Here is a 15,710-nt window from a genome sequence, read left to right as displayed (position 1 = left end):
CCCGTCCTAGAGGCCCGACTGGGCCGTGCGCACCAGAATGCGCCGGCAGTTCTCGCAGCGCACCACCGTGTCCGGCGCCGCCACCCGGATCGCGTTGATGTCGGTGATCGCCAGCTCCTGACGGCAGCCCTGGCAGGTGCGCTGGAAGAGCTTGGCGGCGCCGATGCCGCCCTGCTGCTGGCGCAGCTTGTCGTACAGCTTGAGGAGATCGGCGGGAATCGTCGCGGCGATGACCTCGCGCTGCTTCGTCACCGACGCCGCCTCACCGCCCAGTGTCTCGACGGCGGTGTCCCGGCGGGCCGTCGCGTCGTCGACCTTCCCCTGTACGGCGCCCACCCGCTCGGTCAGCTCGGTGACCCGCTCCTGGGCGGACTCCCGGCGCTCCATGACCTCCAGCACGATGTCCTCCAGGTCGCCCTGGCGCTTGGCGAGGGAGACGATCTCGCGCTGGAGGTTCTCCAGGTCCTTCGGCGAGGTGACCGCGCCGGAGTCCAGCCGCTGCTGGTCCCGGGCGGCGCGCTGGCGCACCTGGTCGACGTCCTGCTCGGCCTTGGTCTGCTCGCGGGCGCAGTCGCTCTCCTCGGTCTGCGCGGCCACGAGCAGGTCGCGCAGCTGGGTGTGGTCCTTGGTCAGCGACTCGATCTCGGCGTGCTCGGGGAGCGACTTCCGCTTGTGGGCGAGCTGCTGGAGACGGACATCGAGGTCCTGGACGTCGAGGAGTCGGATCTGGTCGGCGGGCGCGGCGTTCAGTTGGGGGCTCCAGGTGAAGGGGAGTGAGGCGGTGTGATCAGGGGATCATGAGGCGGTGTGATCAGGGGATCAGGGGTGTCGGGGAGTGGGTGGGGACGCGGGCGGTGGGGTGGCCGCGAAGTGGTCGGTCCAGGGGTCGGTGACCGTCCGCGAGACATGGACGCGCAGGTCCCATCCGTGCCGGTCGGAGAGCTGGTCGAGCTGGGCCGCGGCCAGCTCGCACCAGGGCCACTCGGTGGCCCAGTGCGCCGCGTCGAGCAGCGCGAGCGGGGTGCCGGTGCCATCCGGCAGGGCCGACAGGAACTCCGACGCCGGGTGGTGGCGCAGGTCCGCCGTGAGGAAGGCGTCGACGCCGGCCGCGCGCACCTGGTCGAAGAGGCTGTCGCCGGAGCCGCCGCTGACGGCGACCGTGCGGATCAGCGCGTCCGGGTCGCCGGCCACCCGGATGCCCTGGGTGGTGGCGGGGAGCCGCTCGGCGGCCCGCGCCGCGAACGCGCGCAGCGGCAGCGGGTGGTCCAGCGCGCAGATCCGGCCCAGGCCCCGGCGGCCCCGCGGGTCGGCCGGGTCCGGCACCAGCGGCCCCACGACCCGCAGGTCCAGGGCGCCCGCGAGGGCGTCGGAGACCCCGGGGTCGGCGGTGTCGGCGTTGGTGTGGGCCACGTGCAGCGCGATGTCGTGCTTGATCAGGGTGTGGACGGCCCGGCCCTTGAAATGGCTCGCCGCGACCGTCGTCGTCCCGCGCAGATAGAGCGGATGGTGGGTGACCAGCAGGTCGGCGCCCAGCTTCACCGCCTCGTCCACGATGTCCTGGACCGGGTCCACGGCGAACAGAACCCGGGAGACCTCCTGGTCGGGGTCGCCCACGACGGTGCCGACCGCGTCCCAGGACTCGGCCCGTTCGGCGGGCCACAGATGGTCCAGCGCGGCGATGACTTCTGACAGACGGGGCACGGGGGAAAGGCTACCTGGCGCTCCGCCACGCCGGACCGGTGCTGTAGGGGGCGCTTCGACCAGCCCCTTAGTACGTCATACGACCCGCCGACGTCCTCATACACCCTCCCGCCCCTCACCCAGCACACGAGTCACCGTTTCCTCAGGTGAAGCGCCGCCCGGCCACCCGTACGTGTGAAGCGGTCGTCCGGCGGCCCCCGCCTGTGCGTACGAAAACTAGCTTCGTCGCCGGAGGTGACCGAACGATGACGGCCTGTTCGATCGAGCCCGCCCCGGCGGACCAGGACGGCCCCGCGCCACGGCCGGGCTGTGTGATCACGGTGGACGGCGCGTACGCGGCCCGCCTCGCCGCCGCGGGCGACTCCTGGTTCCCGGAGCGCTGGACGCTGGACGGGCCCGAGCCGTACGCGGTTCCGCTGCCCGGCAACCAGCCCGAGGAGCCCGGCACCGAGGTGCAGCCGATGGGCGACGGCCGGGTGCTGATCTGCCGCCTCGCCGACGGACGGCACTTCTTCTCGCTGCTGTACCCGACCGGGCCCGGTACCGGCGAACTCCTGCTCGGCGCGGTCGAGTGCCCGCCCGGGACCCGGATGCGGCTGCTGCCCCCGGCGCCGGGCGGCGCCCACGCGTACGCCCTCGCGGTCGGGCCCGAGTCCAGCACGGTGTGGCTGGTGGCGGGCGGGGCGTTCGGCCCCGAGCACGCCGCCCGGATCCCGGGGCGCTGCTCGGGCGGGGTGTGGCTGGACCGGGCCGGGCGGATGCTGGCGCTGGACCGGGCCGACGCCGAGACCGGGCTCACCAAGACGGTCGTGGTGGACCTGGGGCGGGCCGGTGAGGTGTCGCCGCTGCTCCAGATCGCGCCGGACAGCGAGGACCGGCTGCTGCTGGCCGACCCGGACAGCGGGCTGCTGCTGATCCGCTCCGACGCGCCCTCGCCCGGCGCGGAACGGCTGGGCTGGGGGGTGCTCGGTTCCACGCTGCCGGTGCGGTTCCCGGAGTGCCTGCGGGTGGCGGAGTGCACGGTGACGCCGTTCGCGATCCAGCCGGGGCAGGTGCTGACGCCGGAGAGCTGTGGGGTGGCGCTGCGGATCGACGGGGCGGCCGGCGCCTGGATCGGCGTCTGGCGGCCCGCGCACCGGCGGCTCCGCCACCTCCCGGCCCCGGAGGGCTGGCTCGCGGGAGCCGGCCTGTGGACCAGGGAGGGTGCCCTGCGCCTGCCGTGCACGACGACGGAGCTGCCGTGCGGCGTGGAGCGGTGGGAGGGGGCGGGAGAGGGCGCGGGCGAGGGGGGCCGGCAGGAGGCGGAGGGAGAAGGGGGAGGTGGACCCACCGGGGACCTGGCGGACCTGGCGGACCTGGGGAACCTGGTGGACCCGGGGAACCTGGTGGACCCGGGGGCTTCGAGCGACCCAGCCGCGCCGGGAAACACGGGAACCGCCCTCCCCCCGGCCCCCGCCCCCCTCCGCCCGATCCCCCTCCAACAGGCACCGCTCGGAAGCCCGGTAACAAAGTGACTGCGGTTGGTGGGCCGCCTGGATGGGGCCCGAGGGGCGACGGTTAAACTCCTTGGGCGTTTTGAACGATCATATTTGACGGGGTGAATTCTTCCGATGAACGACGCCAGCACCACCGAGCCGCTGTACGCCGACACCGAGGGGTCCGCCGGTCACGGCCGGCACCGCGGTGAGACCTCACCGCAGGATGGCGAGTCGGCCCCCAGCGGCCGGCACCGCAAGCCGGAGCAGCAGCAGACCGGCACCGCGGCCTGACGGTACCTCACACCGCTGGGGCCGCGGCGCGGCGCTGTCGCTGCCCGCGCCGCAGCCCCAGCAGTTCCACTGTCGCCGGGCCCGAGGTCGCGTACGCCCTCGCCGGCCTCGGTGAGGGGCGGCTCCCTTCGACAGCGGTGGGATTCAGCTGAGCTGCACGACCGTGTCGGCGAGGACGGGCGCGTCGTCGCGTTCGACCGCGCTCACCGCGACCCGCACGGTGTCCGCGTCCGGCCGCCACATCCGGACGCGGAGCGTCTCGCCGGGATAGGCAACCCCCACGAACCGGGTGGCGTACGAGCGCACGCGCGCGGGATCGCCGTCGAGCAGGGTGTCCACGACCGCCTTGAGCGTGCTGCCGTATGTGCACAGCCCGTGCAGGATGGGCCGCTCGAAACCGGCGGCCTTCGCGAAATCGGGGTCGGCGTGCAGCGGGTTCAGGTCGCCGGAGAGGCGGTAGAGCAGCGCCTGGTCCTCGCGCGTCGGCCGTTCGACGGTCCGCTCGGGCTCCCCGGTGGGCGGTGCCGGCCGGATCGCGGGCCCCCGGTCGCCGCCCCAGCCGCCTTCACCGCGTACGAAGATCTGGGCATCGCTCGTCCACAGCGGCCCGTCGGCGTCGGCGGCCTCGGTGCGCAGGACCAGCACGGCGGCCTGGCCCTTGTCCCAGGCGGCGGCGAGCCGGCTGGTCGTCGTGGCGGTGCCCCTGGCCGGGATCGGGCGGTGCACCCGCAGGCTCTGGCCGCCGTGCAGCACCCTCGACAGCTCGACCTCGATCCCGGGCAGGGAGAGTCCGCTGATCACATCGGGGACACCGGCGCCCGCGACGGTGGCGAAGGTCGGCAGGACACGCAGCCGCGACTCCAGCGTGTAGCGCAGTTCGGCGGGGTCGGTGGCGGGGACGCCCGCGCCGATGCCGAGGTGGTAGAGGAGGACGTCCTTGGGGGTCCAGCCGATCTCCCCGGTCCGGGGCTCGGCGGCGAGCGCCTTGGCTGTGTCGATGGGCATGTGGCTCCTGTGGCGGTGGGGCGTAGGGAGTCGGGAGTCGGGCCGGTGGGCGTGCAGCGGGTCGGGCGGGACCCCGGCGCCGCGAAGACTCCTGACGATAGGTCAGATGTCGCGGTCGGATGCGACGGATACCCGGTGCCGGCGGCCCTACTCTTGGCCCGTGAACGACATGCCCCGCGACCATCGGCACGCCAAGTCCATCCGGGTGCTGCTCGCCGAGGACCAGGGAATGCCGCGCGGAGGGCTGGCCCTGCTGCTCGGCATGGAGCGGGACATCGAGGTGGTGGCGCAGGTCGGGGCGGGTGACAAAATCGTGGACGCGGCGCTGCTGCACCGTCCCGACCTCGCCCTCCTGGACATCGAGCTGCCCGGCATGAGCGGCCTGGACGCCGCCGCCGGACTGCGGGACCAGGCGCCGGACTGCCGGGTGCTGATCCTCACCGCCTTCGGCCGCCCCGCCTATCTGCGCCGGGCCATGGAGGCGGGCGCCGCCGGTTTCCTGGTCAAGGACGGCCCCGTGGAGGAGCTGGCGGCGGCGATCCGCCGGGCGCTGACCGGGGAGACGGTGATCGATCCGGCGCTCGCGGCGGCGGCACGTCAGCAGGGGTGGGGGTAGGGGTAGGGGTGGGGGTAGGGGTAGGGGTGGGGCGGCGGGCGTTCGTCGTCCCCGGCAGCCACAACGCCATCACCACCGCCCCCACCACCAGCACCCCCGCACTCACCCGGAACACCAGCGCGTACCCCTCCGTCAGGGCCGCCGCCTCCCCCGCCATGGAACCGGCCAAGGAATCGGCCAAGGAATCGGCCCCGGAACCGGCCCCGGAGTCGGCCGTGCGGGTCGCGGCGAGGGTGGACATCACGGCGAGGCCCAGGGAGCCGCCCATCGTGCGGGAGGTGTTGACCAGGCCGGAGACCAGGCCCGCCTCGCCGGGCGCGGTGCCGGAGGTGGCGAGGGAGGCGAGCGGCGTGCTGGCGAGGCCCGCGCCGAGCATCATCAGGAGGCCGGGCAGCAGGATGGCCCCGACATAGCCGCCGTCCGCCGTCATCGTCGACTGCCAGGCGAACCCGGCCGCCGCGAGCAGCACACCGAGCACCGCGACCCAGCGGGCGCCCAGCGTCCGCATCACGCGCGGGGCGGCCTTGGAGCCGATGACCACCGCGAGGGAGCTGGGCGCCTGGGCGAGACCGGCCTCCAGCGGGGTGTAGCCGAGGACGTTCTGGGCGTACAGCGTCATGAAGAACCACATGCAGAACGTGGCCGACCCGGCGATCAGCATCCCGGCGTTCGCCGAGGAGACCGACCGGACCCGGAAGAGCCCGAGCGGCATCAGCGGGGCCCGCGCCCGCGCCTCGACCGCGACGAACGCGCCGATCAGCGCGATACCGGCGAGCAGCGGGACCAGGGCCTCCCCCGACGTCCAGCCCGCCGCCTCCGTCCGGACGATCCCGTACGCCAGGGTCGCGAGCCCCGCCGTCACCAGCAGCGCGCCCGGCAGATCGAGGCGGCGCCCGTCACCGGCCCGGCTCTCCGGCAGCCCGCGCAGGGCGACGGCCAGCACCACCGCGCCGACGGGGACGTTGATCAGCAGCACCCAGCGCCAGGAGATGCCCTCGACCAGCAGTCCGCCGACCAGGCCGCCCGCCGCGCCACCCCCCGCGCCCACCGCCGTCCAGGTCGCGACCGCCCGCGCACGCGCCGCACCCTCCGGCACAGCGGCGGTGAGCAGCGTCAGAGTCGAGGGCGCGAGCACCGCCGCGCCCAGTCCCTGCGCCGCGCGCGCCGCCAGCAGCTGCCAGCCCTCCTGGGCGAGCCCGCCGGCCAGCGAGGCCAGGGTGAACACCGCGAGCCCGACCAGGAACATCCGCTTGCGCCCGTACAGATCGGCGGCCCGCCCGCCCAGCAGCATGAATCCCGCGAAGGCGATGGCGTAGGCGTTCACCACCCACTGGAGTCCGGGGCCGCTCAGCCCCAGGTCGGTGCGCATCGACGGCAGCGCCACATTGACCACGGACACATCGAGGACGACCAGGAACTGGCCCGCGCAGGCCAGCGCGACCACCAGCCAGGTGGGCCCTTTGCCGCGGCGGAGGGGGGATATCGGGGAGGCATCGGCGGCATCAGGCATGGACGTCATGGTCTCAACCGTCCCGCACCCCTTGCATCGGCATTACGTACGACCCCCGTTCCGCCGTGCGACCTACGCCCGCCCCTTCCCTGGCCCCAAGGGAAGTTAAAGAATCATTAGTGCGCCGAAGCAACGGAATAGTTGCCTAGGCGCACTGGGTTCGAGATACACATAGATCGCTGCACATGCATGGATCACCCGATCGCGACCCCTTCGATCGCGACCCCCCGATCGCGACCACCCTCACCGTGATCGAGGTGACCGATCAGATCGCCGTACTCGCGGCCTGGAGGCCCCCCTCAATGACTCGCACGACGAACGACCGGCCCACCCGAAGGCCCGGCGGGACGGTGGTCCCGGTGCTCGCCTTCGCGGGCATCGTTGTCGCGGTGATGCAGACCCTGCTCGTACCGGTCGTCAAGGATCTGCCGCACCTGCTGGACACCTCCCCCGCCGACGCGACCTGGGTCCTGACCTCGACCCTGCTGTCCGGTGCCGTGTCGACGCCGATCACCGGACGGCTCGGCGATCTGTACGGCAAGCGCAAGCTGCTGGTCATCAGCCTGGGCGTGATGGTCGTCGGCGCGCTGATCAGCGCGTTCAGCAGCAGCCTGGTGCCGATGGTCGTCGGCCGTACCCTCCAGGGCTTCGCCATGGGCGCGATACCCCTGGGCATCGGCCTGATGCGGGACATGCTGCCGCGCGAGCGGCTCGGCTCCGCGATGGCGCTGATGAGTTCCTCGATCGGCGTCGGCGGCGGCCTCGCCCTGCCCGCGGCGGCCCTGGTCGCGCAGAACAGCGACTGGCACGCCCTCTTCTACGGCGCCGCCGGGCTCGGCGCGATCACCATCGTCCTCACCCTCCTCCTCGTACCGGAGTCGACGGTCCGGGCCAAGGGCACCTTCGATCTGCCGGGCGCGCTCGGGCTGTCCGCCGGGCTGCTCCTGTTCCTGCTGCCGATCACCAAGGGCAGCGACTGGGGCTGGACCTCGCCTCTCACCCTCGGCCTGTTCACCGCGGCCGTGGTGACCCTGCTGCTGTGGGGCGTGATGGAACTGCGCCGGGCGGCGCCGCTGGTGGATCTGCGGACCACGGCCCGGCCCGCGGTGCTGTTCACCAACCTCGCCTCGATCATGGTCGGCGTCTCCTTCTTCGTCGTCTCGCTGGTGCTGCCGCAACTCCTCCAGCTGCCCACCAGCACCGGGTACGGCCTGGGCCAGTCGATGGTCATGGCCGGTCTGCTGGTCGCCCCGCTGGGCCTGACGATGATGCTGACCGCGCCCGTCTACGCCCGTCTGTCGGCGAAGTACGGCCCCCGGACCACCCTGATCATCGGCCTGATGATCATCGGCACCGGTTACGGCGCCGGGCTCGGCCTGATGAGCGCCGCCTGGCAAGCCCTGGTCATCTCGGTGCTGCTCGGCGCCGGTATCGGACTGGCCTACTCCTCACTGCCCGCGCTGATCGTCGCCGCCGTCCCGGCCGAGGAGACCGGCGCGGCGACCGGCCTGAACACCCTGATGCGCTCCGTCGGTACGTCGGTGTCGAGCGCCGTCATCGGCATGGTGCTGGCCAACACCTCCGCCGTCGTCGGCGGCGTGGCCGTCCCGACCATGCACGGCTTCCGGCTCTCCTTCCTGATCGCGGCGGTCGCGGTCGCCGGCGGTCTGGTCCTCGCCCTGTTCCTGCCGAAGCCCAGCCGGGCGTCGCAGCTGCGGGCGAGCAGCGAGGAGGAGGCCAACCTGGAGCGGGCGGGCGCGGTGCTGCGCGGCTTCCGGGGCCGGGTCCTGGACGCGGGCGGGGTACCGGTGCCGCGCGCCCGGGTCACCCTGCTCGACCGCCAGGGCCGCCGCGCCGGCGCCACCCTCTCCGGCGACGACGGCACCTACGCCCTCCCCGTCCCGTCCGGCGGCCCCTACGTCCTGGCCGCCCAGGCCCACGGCCACGCCCCCCTGGCCTCCTCGGCCACCCACTCCGGCGCCGAGCAGGCGATCGACGTGGACCTGTCGCTGCCGGGCGAGCCGGTGACCGCGTAGCCGCCGGGCCTCCGTACACCGCCGCCCCCTGCCTGCGGGTCCGGTGCGGGGTGTGGTGCACCATGGGGCCGGTCCGAGTGCCGTACGACGGAGGAGACCCCCATGGCCGAGGAGACCCCCATGGCCGAGGACACCCTCATGGCCGAGGAGACCCTCATGGCCGCGGTGCCCAAGCCCGAGATCCTGGCCGCGTTCGAGGCGGCGAAGGGGTTCATGCCGGTGGACGAGGGGCTCGCGCTGTACGCGGCGGCCCTGACGGCGGGCGGACTGGGGCTGCCGCTGCTGGAGGTGGGCACCTACTGCGGGCGCTCCACGATCCTGCTCGCCGACGCGGCCCGCGCGGCCGGGGTCATGGCGGTGACCGTCGACCATCACCGGGGCAGCGAGGAGCAGCAGCCGGGCTGGGACTACCACGACCCGGAGACGGTGGACCCGCAGACCGGTCTGATGGACACCCTGCCGGAGTTCCGGCGCACGCTGCGCCTGGCGGGGCTCGAAGACCGGGTGATCGCGGTCGTCGGCCGGTCCCCGCAGGTCGCCGGGGTCTGGGGCACCCCGCTCGGTCTGGTCTTCATCGACGGCGGCCACACCGACGAGCACGCGAACGCCGACTACGAGGGCTGGGCGCCGCGGGTCGCCATGGGCGGGCTGCTCGCCATCCACGATGTGTTCCCGGACCCGGTGGACGAGTTCACCGGACAGGCGCCGTACCGGATCCACCGGCGGGCACTGGAGTCCGGGGCGTTCACGCAGGTGTCGGCGCGGGGGTCGCTGCGGGTGCTGCGGCGCACGGGGGCGGGCGTCTGAGGCCGGGGCCGGGCGGACGCCGAGCCCGGCCGGTGGTCAGGGAATCGCCTCCCCGACCGAAAGCATGTTCCCCTCGCTGTCCCGGAACCAGGCCCCACGGGTGCCGCCGAAGCCCTTGGTGACGTAGCCGCCTCGCACCTCCAGGATGCCGTCCACGGTCCGGTCGCCGCCGTAGAGCGCGGGCAGTTCGACCTCCTCGAACACCACTCCGCGCCGCTTCAGCTCCGCGACCACGGCCTCGATGTCGTCCACGTCCCAGGACATCTGGGTGAAGGTGCCCGGGGACCGCCCCTGGGAGAGGAACACCTGGAACTCGACGCCGCCGGTCCGGTAGAGCATCCCGCCGGGCCGTTCGTCCAGGGGGTGGAGGCCGAGCTTGTCGGCGTAGAACCGCCGGGCCCGCTCCAGATCCTGTGCCGGGAGCCGGGTCGCCACCTGAGCGTCTTCGAGACCGGTCCTCGTACGGTCGCCGGTCCTGCTGCCGTCGCCGTCCATGTCTCCAGTGTGCGCCGGGCATACCCCGTTCGCTCGTGTGGTGAATCCCGTTCTGGGCGTTGACGGAAGCTAGGGTGGCGTGCGTGTCGTACACAGGCCCGGATTTCGAACCCTCCCGCAACGGCCGCCCGCGTCGCCGCGTGCTGACCGTCGCCGTCGCCGCGCTCGTGCCGGGCGCGCTGATCGGCTGGCTGGTGTACGAGGCGGTGGGCGGCGGCGGGGCGAACGGCTCCACCGGGGCCGCCCGGACGGCCGCGTCGGCCGGCGACCCGGCCGCGTCCCCGGCGGACGACGACAAGAAGCCCGCCAACGTGTCGCCGACACCCACCCCCACGCCGAGCCCCGCCCTCTCCGGGGCGCTCCAGGGCAAGGTGGTCGTCATCGACCCGGGGCACAACCCCGGCAACTTCCAGCACACGGCCGAGATCAACCGCAAGGTGGACATCGGGTCGGCCATGAAGGAATGCGACACCACCGGCACCTCCACCAACGACGGCTATCTGGAGGCCCGGTTCAGCCTCGACGTGGCGCACCGGCTGCGCGATCTGCTCCAGGCGCAGGGCGCGACGGTGAAGCTGACGCAGGACGGCGACCGGCCGTTCGGGCCCTGCATCGACGAGCGCGCCCGGATCGGCAACGAGGCGAAGGCCGACGCGGTGGTGTCGATCCACGCGGACGGGTCGGCGGCCGGGAACCGCGGCTTCCATGTGATCCTGCCCGGCAGTGTCCAGGCGGGCGCCGCCGACACCCGCCCGATCCTCGCCTCCTCGCGCGACCTGGGCGAACGCATCGCGGGCAACTTCCTGCGGGAGACCGGCACTCCGCCGTCCAACTACGTCGGCGCCGGCACCGGCCTGGACACCCGCACCGACCTGGGCGGTCTCAATCTCTCAACGGTTCCGAAGGTGTTCGTCGAGTGCGGCAACATGCGCGACAGTGTGGACGCCGCACAGCTCACCAGCGGTGACTGGCGCCAGCGCGCGGCGAAGGGAATCTCTGAGGGAATCGTGAGTTTCCTGCGCGGGTAGTGATCTACGCCCCGTTCGGGGCGGACACCCCGATCGCCGGGAGGTAGGGTCCCTACGATACGAGGGCCACCCCCGCGCTCGCACCGGACCCGTACGTCGGCATGCAGGCCGGCAGGTACGTCGGCATGTAGGTCGACAGGTACGTCGGCAGGCACGTCGGCAGGGTTCCGGCGACGCCTCCAGCACTGCCGATGACGAGACGACTGACGAAGGACCTGAAGTGAATATCCGCTCCCTCACTAGAGGCGACGGCGTGGTGATCGGAGCAGCGGTGTTGCTCTTCATCGCGTCGTTCCTCGACGTAACCGGATGCGACGGCCCGGACGCCGTGTGCGACTCGCTGGATCTGAACGCCTGGGGTCTGAGCCTCGGCCTCGGCCTCGGCACGTACATGCTCGGTGTGGTCGGCGCCGTGCTGATCGTGCTGTCCCACCTCACCCCGCAGCCGCGCAAGATCGCCGGTCTGGACCTCGGCCCGTTCGGCACGGCGCTGGCCGTCGCCACCGCCTGGTCGCTGCTGTGGTGGACGCTGGACGCGGAGAGCGTCGGCGTCGGCCTGATCCTCGGCCTGATCGCCGCGCTGCTGCTCGCGGCCGGTGCGATCGCCGCGCCGCTGGTCCCCGCCCTCAAGGCCGGTCTGGTCCCGGCGCCGCGTCCGGTGGCCCCGCAGCCCTACGGCGGCCAGCCCCAGGGTGGTTACGGCTACCCCGGCGCCCAGCAGCAGCCGCCCTTCGCCGGTCAGCCGCAGGCGCCGTCGTTCGGCGGGCAGCCGCCGTCCGCGCCGCCGTCCGCCGAGTTCTCCCCGTTCTGGTTCGCGGTGCCGGTGGCCCGTCCGCTGTTCGCGGAGGACGGTTCGCCCGCCCCGATCGCCGAACTGGCGCCGGGCACCTGGTACCTGGCCGTCGAGCAGCGCGGCCCGGCCCTGATCGCCCAGACGCAGGACGGCCGCCGTGGCGTCCTCCAGGACACGAGCGGCATCCAGCGCGGCTGAGTCCCCACCCCCGGCACCCACCGCGGCCCCTCACCCTTCCGGGCGGGGGGCCGTTGCCGTACGGTCACCCCGTTCGCCCGGGACACCGGCGGCGGGGGTGGCTGGTGCCAACCGGGCGACTTAGGCGCCGCGAAGGGCCGTGGGCAACGGGCGTGGCTGTTGCCAGGCGGCCAACTTGAACGCCGCGAAGGGCCGTCGGCGGCGGGGGTGACTGTTGCCAGGTGGCCAACTTGAGCGCCGCGAAGCGCCATGGGCAACGGGCGTGGCTGGCGTGACGCTGGTCCGCCCCGTCCGACCAGGGGCGCGGGGAACTGCGCGACCAGCCACGGACAGCCCGCACCCGCCCATCCCCCCTCCATCCCCCCACCCCCTCACCCCCTCACCCCCTCACCCCCTCACGCGCAACAGTCGGCATCCAGCCCCCTGGGCAACAACTCCCCCCCGAACACCGCACACGTCGCCTCATGCCCACCCAGCGCCGCCACAGCCAGCAGCAGCGCCCCCGCGGTCCACGTGGTCAGCTCGCGAGGCCAGATCGCGTCGTCCTCGAAGACATAACCCGTCCAGTACAGCCCGGACTGAGGCTCCCGCAGATGCCGGATGGACTTGAGCACCTCAAGCGCCCGGTCCGACTCCCCCGTCACCCACAGCGTGAGCGCCAGCTCGGCCGACTCCCCGCCGGTCACCCACGGATTGGGCACCACACACCGCACCCCGAGCCCCGGCACCACGAACCGGTCCCAGCCCTCCTCCATCCGCGCCTTGGCCTCGGCGCCCTGGAGCGCACCCCCCAGCACCGGGTAGTACCAGTCCATGGAGTACCGGTCCTTGTCCAGGAACCGCTCCGGATGCCGCTGGATCGCATGCCGGAGCATCCCGGCGGCCAGCTCCCACCCCGGCTGCGGCTCCTCCCGCTGCTCGGCGATGGCCAGCCCGCACCGCAGCGCCTGATGGATCGACGAGCACCCGGTCAGCAGCGCGTCCACCGTCGCCGTACCGTCGTCCTCGCGCCGCCAGCCGATCTCACCGCCGGGCCGCTGAAGCCGTAGCACCCACTCGACGGCGGCGTGCACGACCGGCCACAGGCGGTCGAGGAACGGGTCGTCGCCGGTGGCGAGATAGTGGTGCCAGACGCCGACGGCTATGTAGGCGACGAAGTTGGACTCACGGCCCCGGTCGGTGACGATGTGCGGGTCGCCGTCGGCGTAGGCGGCGTACCAGGAGCCGTCGTCGTTCTGGTGGGCGGCGAGCCAGTCGTAGGCGCGCTCGGCGGCGGTGTGCTCGCCGGCCGCGTCGAGGGCCATCGCGGCCTCGACATGGTCCCAGGGGTCGAGATGGTGGCCGCGGAACCAGGGGATCGCCCCGTCCGCGCGCTGCACGGCGAGGAGTCCGGCGACGGTGTCGGCGGCCTGCCCGGCGGTGAGGACCCCGGGCAGGACGAGGTGCTCGGTGCGGGAAGTGGTCACCGGGCGTCCGTCCGGGGCAGTCGCGGCTTGGTCGCGTACGCCACGAAGCTCTTGCCGATGACCGGGTTCAGCGCCTGCTCGGCGAGCCGGGTGGCCAGCGGCTTCTTCATGATGTCCCAGACCAGCAGCTTGTGGTACGCGCGTACCGGCAGGGCCTGGTCGTTGTCGACGCCGAACGCGCACTTCAGCCACCAGTAGGGGCTGTGCAGAGCGTGGGCGTGGTGGCTGCCGTAGGGCCGCAGGCCCGCTTCGCGGATCCTGGCCATCAGCTCGTCCGCCTTGTAGATGCGGATGTGGCCGCCCTCGACCTCGTGGTAGGCGTCGGACAGGGTCCAGCAGACCTTCTCGGGGCCGTAGCGCGGGACGGTGACGGCGATCCGGCCGCCGGGCCTGAGCACCCGGACCATCTCGGCGAGTACGCCCTTGTCGTCGGGGATGTGCTCCATCACCTCGGAGACGATGACGACGTCGAAGGACTCGTCGGGGAAGGGCAGTGCGAGGGCGTCGCCCTCCAGGGCCGTCGCGGTGGCGCCCGCGGGGGCCTCGCCCTCCGCCGCCATCGCCGCGAACCACTGGGCGACCTCGCGGATCTCCTCGGCGCTGCGGTCCAGCGCCACGACCCGCGCGCCCCGCCGGTAGCACTCGAACGCGTGCCGCCCGGCCCCGCAGCCGAGGTCCAGTACGCGGTCGCCCGGGGCGATCGGGAACCGGGAGAAGTCGACGGTCAGCACGTGGCCCTGCTTTCACGGTTGGGGTTGGCGGGGTTGGCCGAGGGGGGCGCGGTGGCGGTCCGCGCGGTGGCCGCCCGGTGGGCGATGGCCTCGCGGTAGCGGGCGGCGGTGCCCTGGGCCGCGCGGGCCCAGGTGAAGCGGGCGAGGACCCGTTCGCGGCCGGCCGCGCCGAGGCGGGTGCGCAGGTCCGGGTCGGCGAGGAGGCGGAGCAGGCCGGCGGCGAGGGCGCCCGCGTCGCCCGGGGGGACGGCGAGGCAGGTCACGCCGTCGGGTCCGGCGACCTCCGGGGTCGCGCCGCCGGTGGTGGCGAGCAGTGGCGTCCCGGTGGCCATGGCCTCGGCGGCCGGGAGGGAGAAGCCCTCGTAGAGCGAGGGCACGCAGGCGATCTGGGCCGAGCGCAGCAGGGCGACGAGTTCGGTGTCGGAGATGCCCTTGACGAACTCGACGGCGCCCGCGAGCCCGTAGCGGGCGATGGCCTGGGCGACCGGCCCCTCGTCGGGCCGCTTGCCGACGACGACGAGGTGGGCGGCGGGGTGTTCGGTACGGACCTTGGCGAGCGCCTCGACGAGGAAGACCAGGCCCTTGAGGGGGACGTCGGCGCTGGAGGTGGTGACGATCCGGCCGTCCGTCCGGGCCACGGACGGGTCGGGCGAGAACAGGCCGGTGTCGGCGCCGATGGGCACGACATGGACGCGGTCCGCGCGGACGCCGAGGTGGTCGGTGATCTCGGTGCGGGAGGTGCCGGAGACGGTGAGCACGGACGGCAGCCGGCGGGCGACCCGTTTCTGCATCCGGGTGAAGGCGTACCAGCGGCGGACGGAGCAGCGGCGCTGCCAGGACTCGGCGGCGGTCAGCTCCAGTTGGCGGTCGACGGTGATGGGGTGGTGGATCGTGGTGACGAGGGGGGCGCCGAGGTCGCCGAGGAGTCCGTAGCCGAGGGTCTGGTTGTCGTGGACGACGTCGAACGCGCCGCGCCGGGCGCGCAGCAGGCGGCCGGCGCGCAGGGAGAAGGTGAGCGGTTCGGGGAAGCCGCCGGTCCACATGGTGGCGACTTCGAGGGCGTCGATCCAGTCCCGGTACTCGCCGCGGGCGGGGGTGCGGAAGGGGTCGGGCTGGCGGTAGAGGTCGAGGCTCGGCAGGTGGGTGAGGCGGAGGCGGTCGCCGGAGTTGCCGACAGAGTTGCCGACAGAGTTGCCGCCGGGGTCGTCGCCGGGGTCGTCGCCGGGGGGATCGCCGGGGGTGTCGAGCACCGGGTAGGGCTGGGCGCCGATGACCTCGACGTGGTGGCCGAGGCGGGCGAGTTCGCGGGAGAGGTGGCGGACGTAGACGCCCTGGCCGCCGCAGAACGGGTTTCCTTTATAGGTGAGGAGTGCGATGCGCAGCGGTCGTTCGCCGTCAGTCGCGGGACCGTCAGCGGCCCCTGCCCGACTGGCCTCAGCGGTCACTCTGGGCCCCCTTCTGCCTGGGTGATGGTGAGACTGGGTGGTCGGGACGGTAATCTAGAACAGGTTTCAGACTTGATCGTTCGAGGGCTCCGAATCTACCGGCAGGTAGG

General features: G+C 73.3%; 14 protein-coding genes and 1 pseudogene. 7 read left to right on the top strand and 8 right to left on the bottom strand.

The features are described from left to right. Nucleotides 1-6 precede the first annotated feature (6 nt). Nucleotides 7-726, bottom strand: a complete 720-nt coding sequence (locus ACFRFC_RS17400; RefSeq protein ID WP_382686448.1) for a zinc ribbon domain-containing protein — start codon at nt 724-726, stop codon at nt 7-9. A 93-nt stretch (nt 727-819) separates the two neighbouring features. Beyond that, nucleotides 820-1,701 carry a Nif3-like dinuclear metal center hexameric protein gene (locus ACFRFC_RS17395; protein WP_382686106.1) on the bottom strand — a complete coding sequence of 294 codons (882 nt, stop codon included), beginning with the start codon at nt 1,699-1,701 and terminating at the stop codon, nt 820-822. 245 nt (nt 1,702-1,946) lie between these two features. Between ACFRFC_RS17395 and ACFRFC_RS17390 the strand changes: the two genes are divergently transcribed. Together ACFRFC_RS17390 and ACFRFC_RS17385 are read left to right on the top strand one after the other, a co-directional pair. Further along, nucleotides 1,947-3,215 carry a hypothetical protein gene (locus ACFRFC_RS17390; RefSeq protein WP_382686103.1) on the top strand — a complete coding sequence of 423 codons (1,269 nt, stop codon included), beginning with the start codon at nt 1,947-1,949 and terminating at the stop codon, nt 3,213-3,215. Nucleotides 3,216-3,311: 96 nt separating this feature from the next. Further along, entirely contained in the window at nt 3,312-3,470 is a 159-nt protein-coding gene (locus ACFRFC_RS17385) for a hypothetical protein (RefSeq protein WP_382686101.1), read from the top strand. A gap of 144 nt (nt 3,471-3,614) precedes the next feature. Here ACFRFC_RS17385 and ACFRFC_RS17380 read toward each other — a convergent pair whose 3' ends face one another. Continuing rightward, complete coding sequence (locus ACFRFC_RS17380; protein ID WP_382686098.1) at nt 3,615-4,475, bottom strand: MaoC/PaaZ C-terminal domain-containing protein; 861 nt, start codon at nt 4,473-4,475, stop codon at nt 3,615-3,617. 169 nt (nt 4,476-4,644) lie between these two features. Between ACFRFC_RS17380 and ACFRFC_RS17375 the strand changes: the two are divergent. Next, nucleotides 4,645-5,082, top strand: a pseudogene (locus tag ACFRFC_RS17375) (response regulator transcription factor); the annotation flags it as partial. Here the strand turns inward: ACFRFC_RS17375 and ACFRFC_RS17370 are convergent. After that, complete coding sequence (locus tag ACFRFC_RS17370; protein ID WP_382686094.1) at nt 4,979-6,610, bottom strand: DHA2 family efflux MFS transporter permease subunit; 1,632 nt, start codon at nt 6,608-6,610, stop codon at nt 4,979-4,981. The pseudogene ACFRFC_RS17375 and the gene ACFRFC_RS17370 sit on opposite strands and share 104 nt — an antisense overlap. A gap of 293 nt (nt 6,611-6,903) precedes the next feature. Here ACFRFC_RS17370 and ACFRFC_RS17365 point away from each other — a divergent pair, with 293 nt between their 5' ends. Both ACFRFC_RS17365 and ACFRFC_RS17360 read left to right on the top strand, forming a co-directional pair. Then, a complete protein-coding gene (locus tag ACFRFC_RS17365; protein WP_382686092.1) occupies nt 6,904-8,637 on the top strand; it encodes an MFS transporter in 1,734 nt (577 codons plus the stop codon). Between the two features lie 156 nt (nt 8,638-8,793). After that, nucleotides 8,794-9,444, top strand: coding sequence for a class I SAM-dependent methyltransferase (locus ACFRFC_RS17360; RefSeq protein ID WP_382686446.1), 651 nt, complete (start codon nt 8,794-8,796; stop codon nt 9,442-9,444). Nucleotides 9,445-9,480: 36 nt separating this feature from the next. Here the strand turns inward: ACFRFC_RS17360 and ACFRFC_RS17355 are convergent, their stop codons facing one another. Then, a complete protein-coding gene (locus tag ACFRFC_RS17355; RefSeq protein WP_382686089.1) occupies nt 9,481-9,939 on the bottom strand; it encodes a VOC family protein in 459 nt (152 codons plus the stop codon). A gap of 83 nt (nt 9,940-10,022) precedes the next feature. Between ACFRFC_RS17355 and ACFRFC_RS17350 the strand changes: the two genes are divergently transcribed. Then, nucleotides 10,023-10,967 carry an N-acetylmuramoyl-L-alanine amidase gene (locus ACFRFC_RS17350; protein ID WP_382686087.1) on the top strand — a complete coding sequence of 315 codons (945 nt, stop codon included), beginning with the start codon at nt 10,023-10,025 and terminating at the stop codon, nt 10,965-10,967. 220 nt (nt 10,968-11,187) lie between these two features. After that, nucleotides 11,188-11,958, top strand: a complete 771-nt coding sequence (locus ACFRFC_RS17345) for a hypothetical protein (RefSeq protein WP_382686084.1) — start codon at nt 11,188-11,190, stop codon at nt 11,956-11,958. Nucleotides 11,959-12,353: 395 nt separating this feature from the next. Here the strand turns inward: ACFRFC_RS17345 and ACFRFC_RS17340 are convergent, their stop codons facing one another. Genes ACFRFC_RS17340 through ACFRFC_RS17330 form a run of 3 tightly spaced genes read right to left on the bottom strand, consistent with a single transcriptional unit; the run spans nt 12,354 to nt 15,600 of the window. Further along, on the bottom strand, nt 12,354-13,424 hold the full coding sequence (locus ACFRFC_RS17340) for a prenyltransferase (protein WP_382686082.1): 1,071 nt from the start codon (nt 13,422-13,424) through the stop codon (nt 12,354-12,356). Continuing rightward, entirely contained in the window at nt 13,421-14,155 is a 735-nt protein-coding gene (locus ACFRFC_RS17335; RefSeq protein WP_382686079.1) for a class I SAM-dependent methyltransferase, read from the bottom strand. Before ACFRFC_RS17335 ends, ACFRFC_RS17340 begins: the two co-directional genes overlap by 4 nt. Next, nucleotides 14,149-15,600: a glycosyltransferase family 4 protein gene (locus ACFRFC_RS17330; protein ID WP_382686076.1), complete on the bottom strand. Its 1,452-nt coding sequence runs from the start codon at nt 15,598-15,600 to the stop codon at nt 14,149-14,151. Before ACFRFC_RS17330 ends, ACFRFC_RS17335 begins: the two co-directional genes overlap by 7 nt. Nucleotides 15,601-15,710: the final 110 nt, after the last annotated feature.

Origin of the sequence: Streptomyces sp. NPDC056734, from assembly GCF_042790455.1 — a bacterium.
Taxonomy (GTDB): Bacteria; Actinomycetota; Actinomycetes; order Streptomycetales; family Streptomycetaceae; genus Streptomyces.
This window is presented reverse-complemented; position numbering and strand designations above follow the sequence as displayed.

Coding starts and splice junctions, on each gene's coding strand:
- ACFRFC_RS17390 (WP_382686103.1), top strand. CDS start 1,947: ATGACGGCCTGTTCGATCGAGCCCGCCCCGGCGGACCAGGACGGCCCC.
- ACFRFC_RS17385 (WP_382686101.1), top strand. CDS start 3,312: ATGAACGACGCCAGCACCACCGAGCCGCTGTACGCCGACACCGAGGGG.
- ACFRFC_RS17380 (WP_382686098.1), bottom strand. CDS start 4,475: ATGCCCATCGACACAGCCAAGGCGCTCGCCGCCGAGCCCCGGACCGGG.
- ACFRFC_RS17370 (WP_382686094.1), bottom strand. CDS start 6,610: ATGACGTCCATGCCTGATGCCGCCGATGCCTCCCCGATATCCCCCCTC.
- ACFRFC_RS17365 (WP_382686092.1), top strand. CDS start 6,904: ATGACTCGCACGACGAACGACCGGCCCACCCGAAGGCCCGGCGGGACG.
- ACFRFC_RS17360 (WP_382686446.1), top strand. CDS start 8,794: ATGGCCGCGGTGCCCAAGCCCGAGATCCTGGCCGCGTTCGAGGCGGCG.
- ACFRFC_RS17355 (WP_382686089.1), bottom strand. CDS start 9,939: ATGGACGGCGACGGCAGCAGGACCGGCGACCGTACGAGGACCGGTCTC.